Source organism: Corynebacterium choanae (genome assembly GCF_003813965.1).
In the GTDB taxonomy this organism is placed as follows: Bacteria; Actinomycetota; Actinomycetes; order Mycobacteriales; family Mycobacteriaceae; genus Corynebacterium; species Corynebacterium choanae.
Window position 1 is genome coordinate 2,810,280 of sequence record NZ_CP033896.1, and the last position, 17,383, is coordinate 2,827,662.

At 58.2% G+C, this 17,383-nt stretch carries 4 protein-coding genes and 1 tRNA gene; all 5 read right to left on the bottom strand.

Features of this window, described 5'->3' with window-relative positions:
* Positions 1-49: 49 nt before the first annotated feature.
* Entirely contained in the window at positions 50-11,764 is an 11,715-nt protein-coding gene (locus tag CCHOA_RS10000) for a DUF7507 domain-containing protein (RefSeq protein WP_164472469.1), read from the bottom strand.
* A 479-nt stretch (positions 11,765-12,243) separates the two neighbouring features.
* Positions 12,244-13,638, bottom strand: a complete 1,395-nt coding sequence (gene tgt, locus CCHOA_RS10005) for a tRNA guanosine(34) transglycosylase Tgt (RefSeq protein WP_123930207.1) — start codon at positions 13,636-13,638, stop codon at positions 12,244-12,246.
* A gap of 210 nt (positions 13,639-13,848) precedes the next feature.
* Positions 13,849-16,392 (bottom strand): MMPL family transporter, encoded by a 2,544-nt coding sequence (locus CCHOA_RS10010; RefSeq protein ID WP_123930210.1) that lies wholly within the window; start codon positions 16,390-16,392, stop codon positions 13,849-13,851.
* Between the two features lie 481 nt (positions 16,393-16,873).
* Positions 16,874-16,964: transfer RNA gene (locus CCHOA_RS10015), tRNA-Ser, on the bottom strand.
* A 119-nt stretch (positions 16,965-17,083) separates the two neighbouring features.
* Complete coding sequence (locus tag CCHOA_RS10020) at positions 17,084-17,329, bottom strand: CsbD family protein (RefSeq protein ID WP_123930214.1); 246 nt, start codon at positions 17,327-17,329, stop codon at positions 17,084-17,086.
* Between the last annotated feature and the right edge of the window lie 54 nt (positions 17,330-17,383).

Here is a 17,383-nt window from a genome sequence, read left to right on the forward strand (position 1 = left end):
AGCTCTTCGCACCATGCACTGCTCGTAACGGCGGTGCTTTGTGATGCTGTTATGCGCTGCGGCGACGCAGCACAAGCAGTCCACCACCAAGGAGTAACAGCAGCAGTGCGACAAGACCTAACTGATCAACGTCTGCACCAGTGCGTGCCAACAAACCATCACGAGGCGGTTCAGGCTGCACAGGCTGCGGTTGTTGTGGAGTTTGCACCTCGCTTACAGGTGGCTCTGGTGGCGTCACTGGGCCCGGAGTACTGGTCACCGGCGGCAACAGACCACTGTTGATCAGCCCGCCGAGGATTGGCACGGTGACAATAACACCAGGGACGACGATGATCCACCACGGCACCTCTGAAGAGGAACTGCCTGGTGCTACCGGTTGCGGTGGCTCTGGGGCAGGATCTGTCGGGTCAACCGGCGGATCGGTCGGATCAACCGGCGGATCGGTCGGATCAACCGGCGGATCGGTCGGGTCTACCGGCGGATCTGTTGGATCCACTGGCGGATCAGTCGGATCGGTTGGGTCTACCGGCGGATCTGTTGGGTCTACCGGCGGATCTGTTGGGTCTACCGGCTGCTCTGCGGCGACAAGCCAGAGCGGATCAGAAGCGATCACCGGAGTTGATCCATCAGGGGTCACACCGGTGACGGTGATCATCGACTCGACGGATTCGGTGCCAGTGATTGTCACAGTGGTGGTGGCGACAATCGTTTGCCCAGGCTGTAACACCACCGGATCAAGCGTTGCATCATCGCTGAGCACCACCGTGCCGTCGCGAGTGACTCGCAGCATGAGCCCATCAGCGTGTTCCCCAGTGTCGGGAGCAACAGCGTTGCCATCTTCATCAACAAGCTGCCAGGTCGCATCATCCAAGGTGACCGGACCTGTAGTGCTTGGATACAGGTGGGTCAGCGGCTCACTGGCGGTGTTCGTCATCGCTGCGCTGATGGTGACTGGGCTACCGGCTAAGACAGGGACGGCAGTTGCCGAGGTTTGCCCATCAACTGCTGGATCAACATTGTGATCAGCCCCAGGAAGCGTGTCACCCACATACAGTTTCGTTACCAGCTGGGCATCACCCGCACCGCGCACATAGAGCGAATCTGTGTCCGTTACTTGCGTGGCAGAGGATGTTCCCTCACCGGATACCGCCAGCGGATAATCCCGCACTCCTGCGGCTTGTTCCGGCAGCACAATCGATGCCTGCAGCTCTTGGCCAGGTTGCAGCACGACCGCGGGCAGTGCACTGTCGCTACTGAGTATCAAGCTGCCGTCCGGTTGCTGGCGAAGAACATTGCCTTCGACACCGGTTGCCGTGGTGGGTGTGGAAACTAGTTCACCGCCTGCAATCTTTAGGGTAAAGACCGGGGCTGTCGTATCCGTCTCGGGGAGGGTGAGCGCAAGCGAACCGATCGGCTCATCGCCAGTATTGGTAATGATCATCGTCGCAGTTGGCGTGGCCTGCTGCGGCACCACTACTGCTTGCTCCACGGTATCCCCGTCACCGCGACCAGCGGTCGCAGTGGTTGGCTCATCGACAAAGATCTTCGCACTAAGCGCCGGGTTAGTTGCCGGCGGCGGGGTGCTTTCCGCAGTGGTGTAGAAGTCATCCACTGACTGCACTTGCGTGCCGGTAATCGCATCGACAGCTGTCACTGTCTGCTGGGTGTTCTTCCCGATCTGGGAGGCGGCCACCGTCACCGAACCGGTGATCGTTGCCCCAGGTGGCAGGAGAACCGCTGGCAGACTCTTATCCGCCGAAAGCACAAGCTGCCCATTGCTAAACCGCAGCACTACTCCATCGACCGGCTTCGCGGAAGTGGGAATATCCTTGCCTGCCAGCGGATTACCGGCAGCATCAGTCATGGTCAGCGTCAACGAGTCGGCCAGGGCGCCATCCACGGCGATAGTGATCGCTGTCAGTGGGCTCGTGCCAGTGTTGGTGACGGTAATTGCAGCCGGGAATGGTTTCCCAGCGGGAACAGCGACCGCCGTCGCCGGTGATTGCCCGTCATCGGTGGTCACCGAGTCACCGAAAATTTTCCCGGCCAGCTGCGGGGTCGTCGCAGCAACCGTGTACAGCGGATCGTGGGCGGTAGTCACCGGCTGGTTTGTTTCCGCATTGATTGCAGACGCATCCACCGGATAGCTTGCCTCTTTTGCTGTTTGTGCAGGAAGCAGAACCTCTACGGTTGCTGTAGCACCACTTGGCAGCACAACTGCTGGCAGCGTTGCATCCGCAGAGAGCACATAGCCGCTTTCCGCTTGGCGAATCACCAACCCTTCGATCCCGTCAACCGGGTGCAGATTATCCACAGTGTTGCCGGCATCGTCGGTGATCGTCACCGGCAGATTGGTCAGTGACGCAGCCGGGTAACCGTCGATCGTGATACCCACCCCAACCAGTGGTGCGGCACCACTGTTGGTGACCGTCACCGTCGCGGTCGCCTGCGTCCCATACGGCACTGTCACAGCAGTATCGGCGGTTTGCCCGTCGCCACTGGATGATTGTTCACCTTGGGTGGTGTTGTCGATAAAGATCTTGGTTGCAAGCGCCGCATCGCGGGCTTGCACCGTCACCGTCGCCGTGGAGGTGGCTTCCGGGGTCTTCTGCTGGTGGTAAGAGCCGGTCACTTCGGCAATGTTGATGAGTTCCTTTTCCGCAAGATCAGCGGTGTTAACTTCGACGCTGACTGTGCACTGGAACATTGCCTGCGGGGCAAGGGTCTTCTCACCGGCAGCGATTGCAGGATCATCACAATTAACTTTCGCACCACGCTCGGCCGCCAGCTTATCGACCACACCAATATGCTCCACGGGGGTGGTGCCAATGTTGGTGACTTCCAGGGCAAACTTGACACTGTCGCCAACCTGAGCGGATTCGGCCAGTGCAGTTTTTTTCACCTGCAGGCGCGGCAGACCAGTATCAACCGTCACTGAGGCATTCGCGGATGGACGCTCAGCAAGTGGCGTGTCCGCCGTCTGGTCAGGTTTCAGCCCGGTCACGGTCGCCGTATTCTCCACACTGCCGTTCGCTGCATCAGTGGAGGTGATCACATAGGGTGCAGCAGCGGCACAAGGAGTTGACTCACCTGGGGCAAGCACATCCTTCTCACAGGTGATAGCAATACCATCCAACTGTTGGTCAACAATCGCCACATCATGAACCGTCACCGAGCCGGTGTTGCGCACCGTGAAGGTGTACATCACCTGGTCACCGGTGGTAAGAATACCCTCCGGCGCAGCCTGCTTTTCCAGCGTCAACGCTGCCGCCGTAGTGGGCGACACGGTTACTTGCGCAGTATCGGTGACCTGCACGCGATCGTTTGCATCATCCGGATCAGTGGTGCTGGTTGGCACCCCATTGGAGTAGCCGGTTGCTGTGGCCGTGTTGGTCAGCGGCAGTCCAGCATCGACTTCCTTCTGGCTGATGGTTTTTGTTGCGTAACAGGTGATGCTGTCACCAGGTTGTGGCAGCTGCACACCCGCAGCAATATCACTGATGGGCTCACCACTTGGACCAGTACAGGACAGCTGATCCGCCGCAAACCACGGATCGGTGATGGTGACCTCCTCTAAGGGAGTATTGCCAGCATTCGTTGCCGTCAAGGTGTAGGTGACCTCAGCGTCGGCGGCAAGCTGAGTAGTCGGTTGTGCCAATTTCTTCAGCACAAGCTTCGGCGCACCAACAGTCACCGTCACCTCATCATTGGCAGTCACGGTGTTGTTGTCATCAACCCCGCTGAGATTATCCCGCCCAGCCGGTGCCACACCAGTAACACTTGCCTCGTTGAGCAGCTGTCCTGCATCCCGCGTCGCATCACTGTCGGTGACAATGTACGGCTCAGCAAGACAGGTGGTCGACGCATCCGGGGCAAGGGTGGTCACCGGGCAGGTGATCTGCAACCCGGCAAGCAGCGGATCAGTAATGCTGATATCGGACAGGGTGACCTGCCCAGTGTTGGTGACGGTGAAGCTATACACAATGCGGTCACCGGCCACATACTGTTCCTTCTTCGTCGCCGCCGTGACTTCCTTGGTCAGCGAAATACCCGCCGCAAGCGCATTTGGCACCTTCGCGGTCACTTCCCCGGTGGTCACCGTCGGCGCATCATCGGCACCCGGATTAGCGACACTGCGCGACGCCGTCGCAGTGTTGACCGTGGTATTGGCAGCATCAACATCATCCTGAGTGATGGTGGTAGTCACCACACACTGCACCGCAGAACCGGCGGGCATGGACCCGAGCGCGTCAGGTGCCAGCGTTGCCGGTTCACCAGGAGGCGTCTGCACAGTTGTATCCGCATTACCTGGTGCACCAGTGGCGGTGACCGGTGTGCACACCACCGTGTTCGGGGCGGCAAACATCGCATCGTTGAGCGTGACATTGTCTGCTGGCGCATTACCAGTGTTCGTCACGGTTACTGTCCACTCCACTGTGGAACCGGCAACCACCCGGGTTTGCTCGTCGTCCCCGGTCACGCCGCCGCTGACAATCTTGGCAGTTTTCGCCACCACAAGATTCGGGGTGCCGCTGACAAAATCGGCAGCGACCTGTGGCGCCGATACTGGCAAACCATCGGCGGCAACACCATCAGCACTGGCAATATTGCGGATCGTATTGGGTGTGCTAGCAGTAGCAGCATCCTTTGCAGTCACCGTATAGGTGGCGCTACATTCAGCATGCTCACCTGCCCCCAACCCCGGTTTGGTCACCTGCTGCGGGCACACAATATCCACGCCCGCATCGGCAAGCATGTCGTCACTGATCGTAATGTCATGCACCGTCAACTGGCCCGTATTGGTCAACACGAACCGGTAGTTCACCGTATCGCCAGCCTGGTAGATCGGCTGCTCATTGTCGATCGACTTCTCCAACAGCAGCGACGTTTCACGTTTCAGCGGTGCCGTCACTTCCGCCGCCGCCCGCGCACTAGCCTGACGGGTATCACCGGTGGCATACGCGTTATTCAACAGTCCGTTGCCGTCATCCACATCAGCCTGGGTGACCTGCATGGTGACCGTACAGCGCACCGACTCGTCAACCGCTAACGTGCCGCCGTCGACACCAACGAACTCTGGCCGATCACCACAGTCAATCGCGCTCGCCGACGGCGTTTCGGCGGCGCTGCGCTGGGCAGCTACCGGATCCCGCAGCTTCACCCCAGTCAATGGGGTAAGGCCGGCGTTGGTTGCCACAATGGCGAACGTCACCGTATCCCCTACCCCGTAGCCGTCGGCAGGTTCATCCACAATGCTTTTCACCAACTCGATACGGGGCACAACAAGCTTGTCGGCGACAATATTGGACTCGCCGGTAACCGGGTCAGTGTTGGTGAAGTTTCCACTCGGCTTCAACGAGGTAAACGCGGCCTGGTTGAGCAGCTCACGGCCAGCAATATCGCGCGCGTCAATAGTCACCGGCGGGCTATAGCAGGTGTGTGTCTGCCCCGGTGGCAGATCGAATGGGGCACAGAAACCGGTTGCCGATGCAACATCGATACCACGCTGGGCGAGCATGTCATCGTGCAACGTCACCTGTTTTAAGGTGACATCCCCGGTGTTTGTGAACACAAAGGTGTAGACGACCGTGTCCCCTTGAACCATATATTCCGGCGCATCAGAGGTTTTCTGCAGCGTCATGCTGGCCGCCTCAGAGGTTTCCACAGTCGCGGAGAAACTCGGCACATTAGAACGGTTACCGCGCGCATCTTCCCCTTCGGCGCTGGCGGTATTCACAATCGGCAACGACTCGTCGATATCTTCCTGCGGAATTTGGACGAGCGCCACACAGCGGGCATATTCCCCAACTCCGAGGGCAGGGATCCCTTCTGGAGAGAAGCCGTCGAATTGATCCTCTAAATTGTCGCCCACATAGCAGGGCAGATTCTTCGCCCCCCACAGGCGCAGGGTGTCATCATTGACGTGCACATGAAACAGTGGTGCGGTGCCGTTGTTCGTCACCGTAATCTGATACACCACCGCGTCCCCGGCTTGCAGATTGTCAATATCGGCACCGTCATAGCCGCGGGCTTCTTTCACAATTGCCAACCGTGGCGCACCAGTTTCAATACTCGTCGAGCTGTCATTGGACACCACCGGCTGGTGTTGCGGATCGTGACCGTGCACGCGGGCAGTATTGCTTAATGGTTTCGCGGACTGATCGTCGCGGGCAACATCGTCGGCGGTGACCGTATAGGTTCCGCTGCAGGTGGCTACCGCACCAGGACTGAGTGTTTTCACATCATCCGGGCAGGTCAGCTTCACACCCGCGAGATCTTCTTCCAAACGAACATCGTTAATGGTGACATTTCCGGTGTTTTCAATCCGGAATGTGTAGGTGACCTCATCGCCGGCAAGCAGCAGTGTGTCAGCTGGCTTGTCGCTGGTTTTATCCAGCTGCAGGGCAGGGCTTGCCGCCGGTGGGGTGATGGTGACCGTGTTGTCGGCCAGCTGGTCGTCGCTTTCAGTTACCTCAACTTGCACCGGCTTACCGTTGTCGTCGATAGATTTCGCAACACCAGTGACCGTCACCTGGTTGGTTAAGGTTTGTTGCTGATCAACATCCTGCTGGGTGTAGTGCATGGTGACTTCACAGGTCACCGCCTGCCCGGCGCGCAACGCAATCGATCCGTTACCGGCAACAACCTGATTGTTTTCATCGGTACAGATTCCTACTTCGAGGTTTTCGCTGTGTGCTCGGCCAGTTAACGTGTCGGTGAGGGTAATCCGTTGGACTTGCACATCACCGGTGTTGCGGACAGTCAACCGGAAGGTGAGCTGACCGCCGTTGTCGAGGGTTCCTTGCCGGGTGTTGGCATAGCTGCCATCATCGGTGCGGACTTCCTTGGTGACTTGCAGCTGAGGATTCGCGGCGACTGGCTGCAGGCGCACTTCGTCTGACTTGGGTGCCATCGGCACTTCCACCAGCTCATTGTCCTCGTTGCGGGTGGAATAGTTCGGGATGACTGTAGCGACGTTCACTTCCTGGGATTGGTTTTCCAGGAACTCCTGGTCAGCGACGAATTTCCCTAAACAGGTGTAGGTTACCTGCGGCGGAATTGCCGGAATGACAATAGCTTGTTTCGTTGCATCGTCAACGGTGAGCTTGCTGCGATCAAGACCGCAGACAAGATTGGTTGGCTGTGACTCGTAGGAGAACTGGTCGGCGACCGCAACATTAGTCAATGTCACATTGCCGGTGTTTGCTACTTCGATCACGAACAACACTTCGTCGCCAACGTGAAGTTGGGCGCTTTTCTCGACGGGAAGTTCGACGGTTTTCGTCACGGTAAACGCCGGTGCGGCAGTATGCACATCAATACTCGCGGAGTCGGTTTTCTCCACGGTTTTCCCGGCATATTCGCCGGTGATTTTTGCTTCGTTGCGCAGCGGGAGCTGCTGATCTAGGTCGGCTTGGGTGACCTGGTATCGAACTTCACACGCGTAGTTGTCACCCGGCTGCAGAATGGCACCCGGGTCGCTGAGCAGATCACCACGCTGGTCGGTAACTGTCTGCCCAGCCTGATTAGTGATGGTGCACAGTGGGGTGACCTGGTGGCTGGTTGCCCACTCATCGGTCAGGTGGACGTTGCTCAGTGGCACATTGCCAGTGTTGGCACCGCTGATCGTAAACGATGCCGTATCGCCAACATTGCGGGGTTCGGTTTCATTCGCCGATTTCACCAGTGTCAGGTCAACAATGTTGGCTTTGACCGCAAAGTCAACATTGACCACATTGGCGCTGCCGACACCTGCCGTACCGGGCACGGTAAAGACACCGGTGACTGCCCGCGGTGTGCTGCTTGTCGTATCGATACCGCCATCGATATGGTGCGGTTCGCTGATGTCGCTATCATCGCTGCTGCTCTCGGCAGGCATGAATTGGAAACGCTGCGCAAAGGTTTCCTGATATGTGTCACTGACAGTGAGCGCAACCTGATATTCGCGGCCGGGATACACCTTGGGGAAGACATAGTTGCCTTCCTCGTCAACATCAACAGTCACCGGTTTACCGTCGATGAGTACCGGTTGCCCGGTTTCGTCGAGGAGCTGGGCGACGACTGCCCCAGCGGGCAGCTTGGTGACTCGGGGGGTGGTTTCGGTGAGTCCATCGCCTGGCGTCGTACCAAGATCAAACAGTGATCCGCGAATCGACGGGGCGATGGTGATGGTCTGCGAATCGCAGTTGTTTTGGGTGGCGCCGTCGGCGATCGCTTGAGCATTTTGCTGGTTACAGCTGTCTTGCGTGGGAATATTGACCTGTTCCCGGGTGGTGCCGAAGGCAAAGTTTTGGATCACCCCAATGTTGTCACCGGTGACTTGCAGCCGCATGGTGACTTTCGCAGGTTTATGGGGTGCGTTTGGATTATTCGGGTCGATCACCCCGTCGTCGGTGAGCAGACCAGGAAACCACACCACTTTACTGGTGGGGTTGGTTGGCAGCACCGGGTTTTCGACGGCTGCAGCCGCCTCGTCGGCAACCGGGTCAGCATAGCTGGTGTAGACGTGGCCGGTGGTTTCATTCTCCAGGACGTCGACAAATTTCAAACCGGCGGGGATAAAGTCGCGAATCATCGGTGATTCCAACACCACCCCGTCATTTTTGCCGGTGACGCTGATTTGGAAGAGCACATAATCGCCCACCCCAATGAGATAGTCACCAGGGTCGGTGCCGTCGAGTTCGCGGCGCGCATCGCCGAAGCTGCCGCCGGTGTCGGGCAGGATGAGGGACTTGTTCACTTCTAATTCGGGTACATATTTCACCCGTGCCACAGCCGGGGGCAGTGTGCCAAGGTCGACGTCGCCATTCGGGTTGGCGGCACGGAACGCCACCCGGTTGATAGCAATATCGCTGTCGCCGATACCAGTGCCGGTGGTGTCATTTTCGGGCATTTTCATCGGCACAGGAATGTCGAATTGGCCGGTGAGCTGGGTTAAGAATTCGATCCGCAGATAGCGGATGCTTGCCCAGTCACTCACCTGGTCGGCGGTTTTCCATTCGTTTTCCCCGTTGAAGGTGGCACAGGCTGGCCGGTCGGTGGGATATGCCCCGGCGCGGGTCGCACCCATTTCGGGGCGGCAGGGGTCGGTTGCCGCCGAATAGTAGATTTTTGCCGGGACTGGACCGATTTTCCACCGGCGGAGGGTTTTGTCGTAGTAGGAGACGTCGGGCAGCACGATCGGTCCGGTGAGGGTAGGCACGAGCGTGTTGTTGTTCACTTCACTGCCGGTGACTTCCCCAGTGGCTGGATCATAGGTGGTGTGGGTGCCAGCAGTGGTTTCTTGGGACAGTTGCAGCGAGTTCATTGCTGTCCACGGCCCTGCCGCCGGCAGCGCGTCGTAGAGCACATAGTCTTTCAGCGGCACCGACCCGGAGGTACCTACCCGCAGGAAGAAGGTGACGTCTTTCGTCGCCCACGAGGTGGTGGCCAACTGGTCATCGGCTGGCAAGGCGGTGGTGCGGGTGTCCAGGCTGGGATCCTTGTCACCCCAGGCATATTTGTTGATTTCTGCGGCCACAAAAGGATCCACACTGACCGTGGCGGTGGAGGTTCGCCACCGTTTCATATCCCGGCAGCTTTGCTCGTCGGGGCGGCAACCAATGCCGTAAGGGTTGGTGGCAAATGCCGGTGTGGCGGCAAGTGGCTGCTCCGGGTCGGCGGCAGTCACCATTGCTTCTATGGCAGGAAATTCGTTGTCCAACACCGGATCGGTGTATTTCCCGGCCGGGGCACCCGCAGCGAACACATCAAGATCGACTTGGCAGCCGTTGACGGATGCTTTCCCTGGCACAACCACCCCTTCGGGGGCGCTATATTTCCAGATTTCACCACCGGACGGGGAACGCTGCGCAAGCCGCTCCCAGCGGAGCATATTTGGCTGGTAGACGGTTTGTCCTTCGCCAACGGTCACCCCCCGGTTACACACCGGATTGTTGTAGGCGGCAAACACTTTGTCAGGATGGATCTCCCAGCCGTTGGGCATGACAATATAGCCGGTGGGCTGATACGGCTCATCCGAATCGTTTTTGAGGGTAAACCGCACCTTGGCAGGTTGCTCATCGGAAATGTATTTCTCCACCTTAGTTTCCAAGGTGATGCCCGGATTGGCGAAGTTTTCATAAACCGTCATGCGTGCCGCGGCGGTGCGCACAATCGGTTTGTTTCCAAGGTCTGCATAGTCAAAACGAATATCGTTGATGAGATTGATATTCTCCAGGCGGCTGCCATCTGGTTTTTCGAAGAGCCGGTCGGGAATATCGATCCGGCCGGTGATATACCCTACTTGCCGCTCCCCGGAAGGCACCCCGGTGAGCACCGCGGTAAACCCAACAGGGATAAACCCGGCTGGGGCAGTAAGCGCGATGCGTTTGCGGTCCGTGTCGGTGTCTGCCGGCACTTCGGGCAGTTCATGTGTTTGCCCAGCGGCGTTGACGAGGGTGATTTTTGCGGCCGGGTGGCCTTGCACAACTTGGAAATCGTCGCCGCTGCCTTGATAGATCGTCACCGGCTCAAGAAGGAACTCTTGCGGCACATAGTGCACCTTCCCATCGCCGCCGGCCACGCTACAGGGTTGTTCCTTGCCTGGCTCTTGATAGACAGCGTTGGGATACTGCAAACATCCTTGTGGCCGCAGCCGGTCGCTGATCGTGATCGGCCCGTTGCCGTAGCGCAGCACGGAAAAGTTGAAGGTTTGTTTATCGCGATGATTGAGCTGGGTGCCCACCGGGCTTTTCCCAACCGAACCGGCACCAGCTTCAATAACGCGAATAGATTTCACCGCATCTTTGACAGTGTTGGTAACCGGGTTGCCGCCCAGATCGGTGAGGCCTTCGTTTCGCCAACCGAAACTGTTGTCCAAGTTTTGGTTTACTACCGCTTCTTCGGTGACTCGGGCGACATATTTTATGCGCAGCACCTGCACACGTTGCGCGGCCGCATCCACGGTTTTATCCACGGTGAGCTGGATTGTTCGTGTTTCCGCGTCGTAGCGCAGATAGTCGCGGCTGATCAGCCGTTCGTCACGGTTGTTCACTGCTTTTAAAAACCCGTTGGCATAGTCGTCGACAATGTCGTTGAACGTTGCCTGCCCACCTGGGGTGGGGTCGGTGTTTAAAAATTTCACAAATTCCAGACCCGCCGGCAGCTGGTCTTTGATCACCCCAAGACTGCCGGTCACCCCTTCGCCGCTGTAGCGGAAATACTCGGCGACATAGGTGATGTATTGGCCGTGTACTGCCTGGTTGACGGATGCAGATTTTCTGAAGGTGTAGCTCGGGCTACCGGTGATCGTGGTCGGCACAGTACCTGTGGCAGTCTGCCCGTTGAGCGCAACGGTAAATGGCACGTCTTGTTTGCTGGGATAGCTAAAGGGGTCTTTCGTCGGCCAGGAAACGGTGACACTGTACACACCGTTGCCGGTCTCCCCGAGCTTCGGGAAGGTGATCGTCGACTGCTCCCCGGTGGGGGTGGTGATGGACGCCCCGGGCGGGGCGGCGGTCACTGCGCCTTTCGGCCAGGCCGCCGCCGGGCGGGGCATGGTAATGCTGATCCCGTTACAGCTTTGCTGACAGTTCAGATTGAACGTGTAGCTGATACTCGTGCCGACTGCGGCAGTGGTTTCCACCGGCGGGGTGACCGTCACCCCACTAATCGTCCCAATAGGGGTCGCGGCAGGCTCCGCGGCCCGGGCTGGGGCAACAGTAACCTGTAATCCAACGGTAACCAGCATGATGGCGCAAAGCTGTGCCAACAACACAGCCACAGCGTGTGATCCTAGCCAGTGCCGATCAGACGATCCTTTAAGGTGCCGCATAACGGGTGCCTTTTCTTTTGGGGAACAGTGTTTCGCTTCCCCATCGATCGTGCTGCCGCCACGTGCCATAGCTGTGCAGCTGAGTGTGAAAACGACAGAGAAGTTTCACCCTCAAAAATATCACCAAATTCAAGCTACCGGTGACTGAAAAAATGCTGCATAGCTGCTATATCCACCAGGGAAAGCAGCAGACAGCCGTGGTACTCAGTGCCCCGCGCCGGCGCCCTACCAGGGATTACCAGCGGCACGATAAGCCTGACAGGGGTCGATCCTTGCCCGGTGACAACCCGGACTGATGGTAAGCAGTATCACCTTCCCACCGGATGGGGGTAGCGACCCCCGCCACCCCGTTCCGCGATCTGCGCTTAACCACAGCCGCCCCGACCCAAACTTCTCAGCATGCTCCGAAGCCGCCGGCAACGACCGGATTATTGCCGCTGCTGCCCGGCATAGTAGCGGCCTAAAAACTCTTGCTTGTACTCGGCGAAATAGCCGCCATCAATCGATGCGCGAATATTATCCACCAAGGTCACCATGAAAAACAGGTTATGAATGGTGCACAAGGTGCCGGCTAAAAATTCTTTCGCCTTAATAAGATGGTGAATATAGGCGCGGTCAAAGTTTTCGCTGACATAGCCGCCAAGTTCCGCATCAACAGGGCGGAAATCCCGCGTGTAGCAGGCTTTCTTCAGATTTGTGCGACCATCAAGGGTGTACACGCCGCCGCGGCGACCCAGCCGGGTTGGTGCGACACAGTCAAAGGTGTCCGCACCGTTTTCGACGGCCACAAACACATCATCTGGTTCGCTAATGCCAAGCAGGTGCCGTGGCCGGTCAGCCGGGAGCTCATCACACACCCAGCCGACAATGGTGCCCAGGTTTTCTTTCTCCAGGGCGCCACCGATGCCATAGCCACCAAACCCGCGGCGGCCTTCCGCCTCGAATTCTTGACTTAAACCGACCAGTCCCCGGGTGGCGATACGCCGCAGATCCTCATAGTGGGCACCCTGCACTACCCCCCACAGCGACTGGGGTGGTTTGCCGTGACGTGACTCGGTGAGCTCATTATGGGCAGTTAAACAGCGCTTCGCCCATCGGTGGGTGCGTTCAACAGACTGTTCCTGATAGCGGCGGGAATCCACCAATGTCGTCAGCTCATCGAAAGCAAACATGATGTCGGCACCCAATTGGTGCTGGATCGCCATCGACACCTCTGGGGTGAAACGATGCTTTGAGCCGTCGATGACACTGCGAAAGTTCACGCCTTCTTCATCCACATGCGCCAGCCGGTCTTTTTTCTGTCGCACCTCATCAGCGGACACTTCCCCGGCAGTCATCGAAATCACTTTCTTGTAGCCAGCCCCCAAACTCATCACCTGGAATCCACCGGAGTCGGTGTAGGTTGGCCCATCCCAGCGGGCGAACTTCGCCAACCCGCCTGCCTCATCCACCAAATCGGCACCGGGCTGTAAATACAGATGGTAGGCGTTGCCGAGAATCGCCTGCGCACCGGTGAGTTTGATCTGGTCAGGGGTTAAGGTTTTCACGGTTGCTTTCGTCCCCACCGGAATAAACGCCGGGGTGTGAATATCGCCGTGAGGGGTGTGAATAATCCCGGTGCGGCCATGGGCGGAACCGGCCAATGCGGTGCCAAGGGTGAATCCTTCCCGGAACCCGGCCGCTGATGCGGGCTGCGCGGCAGCAGCAGCGTTACCACCCACCTCGGTGTGCCCGTCGCCGGCGGCAGGAATGCCAGAAGCTTCGGCACTCGCAGGTGCGGCGGAAGATGACTGATGGTCAGGTGTACGTTGCGGCTGCTCCATTCGATCGAGTGTAATCATCAGCAACACTGGGACGCTAGCCGCCCGCCGGATCACCCAACCATAAGCCGGCAACCCGCTAGATCGCCCAACTATAAGCCAGCCACTCATCGGTGAAACGACCAGCCAATCATCGGTGAAACCATAAGCCGGCCACTAGCTTACGGCGGCACACACGATATTGTCCTTCGCGACGGGGACAGCCGCCGCGGACTAGAGGGTGTCTGCCGCCGACGATGCGTTGCGCCGCGCCCACTTGCGACGGCCACGAGCCTGTGACTCTTTCAACTCCCGGTCGGCCGTGGAATCCTGTGCTTTGCGCAGCGTCTCAAAGGTGTGCGCCAGCGCCTCACCTTCAATATCGATCCGCGGCAGAAGACGATCCAACCATTTTGGAATCCACCACGTTGCCCGGCCCAGCAAAAACATTGTTGCCGGCACCAACCCCATGCGCACCAGGAACGCGTCACAAAACACGCCCACAGCCAGGGCGAAACCGAAAATTTTGATAAACGGCAGCGGCTGGGAGATAAACGCCACGAACACGCTGATCATAATCAACGCGGCAGCGGTCACCACCCGCGACCCCATGGAGAACCCTTCGATCACGGACTCTTCGACCGCATTGTAGGCCGGATTGCTGCGCGGCCGATCTTTCGTTGCCGCATAATGCTCCCGCATCCGGGATACCAGGAACACCTGATAGTCCATCGCCAAGCCGAACGTCACCCCGATGAGGAAAATCGGCATGAAGGAAATAATTGGGGCAGGAGTGTTCACCACACCCCACAGGCCTTCCTGCCAAAACAGCACTGTGAGCCCAAAAGCGGCACCGACGCTGAGCAAAAATCCAAGGCCTGCAATCAGCGGCACCATCACCGACCGGAACACAATGAGCAGCAGCAAAATCGCCAACCCCACAACAACCCCTAAATAGGCTGGCATCGCATTCGCGAGGGTTTCGGTGATATCGGCCTGAATAGGGGTGAGGCCAGTAATACCCATGCGGACACCGGTGGTTTTCACCAGCTCTTCTTGCGCATAGCGCAACGACCCCAACACTGTGGTGGTCTCCGGGTCGGCAGGACCAGTCCGTGGCGTCAGCAGCATCTGTGCCGCCATCCCATCGGTAGATATCCCAATAATTTGGATATGTTGCACATCCGGATTAGTGCCAAAAAGTTGCAGCACACGGGCAAACGCAAACCCGGCAGCAGCCTGGGTTACCTGTGTAGAGCTCAGCGGCGCATTCGCCGCGATCCCGGCCTCGATCGCCCCATCCACCAGTGGGGCAATAGCTGGTGCCTGTGTATCCACCCCGTGGGCATCAACCACCACTAGGAAGGGGGCGTTGACCCCAGGTCCGAACCCTTCCGCCAACAAGTCGGCGCTGCGCCGCTGAGTGGTGGTGGTTTCCTGGGTGGAATCCGACGGCAAAGCCATCTCCAGATCGAGGGCTGGCAGCGATAATGCGCCTAATCCTAAAACAACAAATGCCATCACCAGTGCCGGATAGCGGTGCACAAACCGTGCCCAGCGCTGCCCCTTTTTCACCCGGGCATCTTCCCGCGCCTGCGCCTGCTCATCGGTTTCATCACCGTCCAAATCCCGCGGCCGCGGATTACCGGCAATACCAGGGATTTTCACCCCGAACACAAACTTGCCGCACAGCCCGATCAGCGCCGGCAGCAGCGTCAACGCCACCGCGACCGCAATCGCCACCGTAAATGCTGCCGCCAACCCCATATAGGTCAAAAACGGGATCCGTACCAGCGCCAGTGCTGCCAGCGCAATGATCACCGTCAATCCGGCAAACACCACCGCTGAACCAGCGGTGCCGCAGGCAATACCCACAGCCACATCACGCGGATATTTCCGATATTCCGTGCGGAAACGAGACACAATAAACAGCGCATAGTCAATACCGACAGCTAGCCCTAGCATGACCGCCAACACCGGGGTGACATTGTTTAAATCCACCACCGCTGTCGCCAACACAATCGACAGCGAACCCAAGCCGATGCCGACCACCGCAGTCACCAGCGGCAACCCTGCCGCCACCACCGAACCGAAGGTGAAGATCAACACAATAAACGCAACCGCCAAACCGATCGCTTCAGAGGTGGAACGAATCTCGATCGGATCACCAAACCCGGAGCCGCCGGTTTCCACGATAAGACCAGCATCCCGGCCATAATTCATCGCGTCACGAATCGCTGCCCGCTGCTCGTCGGTCACCGCCATAGAATTCGGCGCATCCAGCTCGAAACTGGTGAACCCGATACGCCCATCCGGGCTTAACACCGCAATATTCGCCGCATCGGCTTCCGCGGTTTCCCGCGGCAGTCCCATCGATGTTTCCTGCTCAATGATGGTTTTCCGCAATGCGGGATTAACCAGCACCGGATTGCCGAAACGCTGATCAGGAACAAATCCGGGCACCTGCTCGAGACGGTGCACAACAGCGTCGACCGCCTCAAAATAGGTGGGCTCATCCAGCCGATGCCCATCAGGGGCTGCAAATACTACAGTCACCCCGGCAACCAGCAGCGGATTTTTCTGTTCGGGGAAATTTTTCTCCACCAGATAGGAGGCGTCCTCCGATGGTGTTCCCGGAATAGAGAACACATCATTGAACCCTTTTTCAAACGCAGCCGATGCGCCGCCAACCCCAGCCAGCAGCAGCACCCAGGCGACGATCACCGTCCATTTGCGGCGGTACGAAAACCGGCCCAACTGATATAACCAGTGCGCCATACTTCCTCTTCTCCTGGATCATCGGTGCCCGAACCAACAACTACCAGCCCTTGCTCAAGCAATAGCTGCCGGCAATAGTGTTGCTCAAAGTCTAGTGGTCACAATCCTTGTGGGGGTAAGCGCGGCAACGCCGCAGGTGAAATCCCCTGCAATAGCCACCGGGCAGGAAGCCCTACGGTATCTATCGCACCACCGGTGACCGGAAGTTACATAGTGGCCTGCCCACATCCCCGCACCAGCTGCCCACACCCTCGCATTAGCTGCCCGCAACTCCGCGCTCATTGTCCACAGAACCACAGTGAGTCGTGCCGGCTGCCTGCGCACCGAATCGAAAACCCGGTGCCACTGTTGGCTGCAACACCGTTTCCCTACCAGCCGGCACTCTTCAGCAAACCAGGCTTTGCCTCACACAGGTTGTAATCGCACATATCATGCGAAGAAGCCCCCAGAATCGGACTATCGATCCTGGGGGCTTCTACTGTGGCGGTGGCGGGGGGATTTGAACCCCCGGTTGGGGATTACCCAACACTCGCTTTCGAGGCGAGCACCTTCGGCCGCTCGGACACGCCACCGCGAAGTAGCTTAAAAGAAACCGCCCCAAGTTCCAAATCCTTCCCATGTCCCGGTGATGCAACAGTCCACGGGAGTATCACCAGGGGCAGCTACCGGCACTCTGTGCGATGTGCGGCTACTACTTGGTGTGATGGTCTTTGTGCAGGACTTCCTGCACCTTGCCAACCACATCCTTGGCTACTTCCTCAGCTTTGTCGATGGCATCTTTGGCGACATCTTCAGCCTTGTCGACCACCTTCTTCACTTCAGCTTTCACCTGATCGGCTTTGCCTTCTGCTTCCAGCTGGTTGTTATCGGTTGCTTTGCCAAGGCCTTCTTTCACCTTGCCGCCAACTTCGTCAAACTTGTTTTCAATATCACCCATGTCAGGCTCCTTCATTGTTATTCATGACACCCGGTGCGGTGTGCAGCACTCCGA

Excerpts from the sequence above, each read along its gene's own strand:
- tgt (WP_123930207.1), bottom strand. The coding sequence starts at position 13,638 with ATGGAGCAGCCGCAACGTACACCTGACCATCAGTCATCTTCCGCCGCA.
- CCHOA_RS10010 (WP_123930210.1), bottom strand. The coding sequence starts at position 16,392 with ATGGCGCACTGGTTATATCAGTTGGGCCGGTTTTCGTACCGCCGCAAA.
- CCHOA_RS10020 (WP_123930214.1), bottom strand. The coding sequence starts at position 17,329 with ATGGGTGATATTGAAAACAAGTTTGACGAAGTTGGCGGCAAGGTGAAA.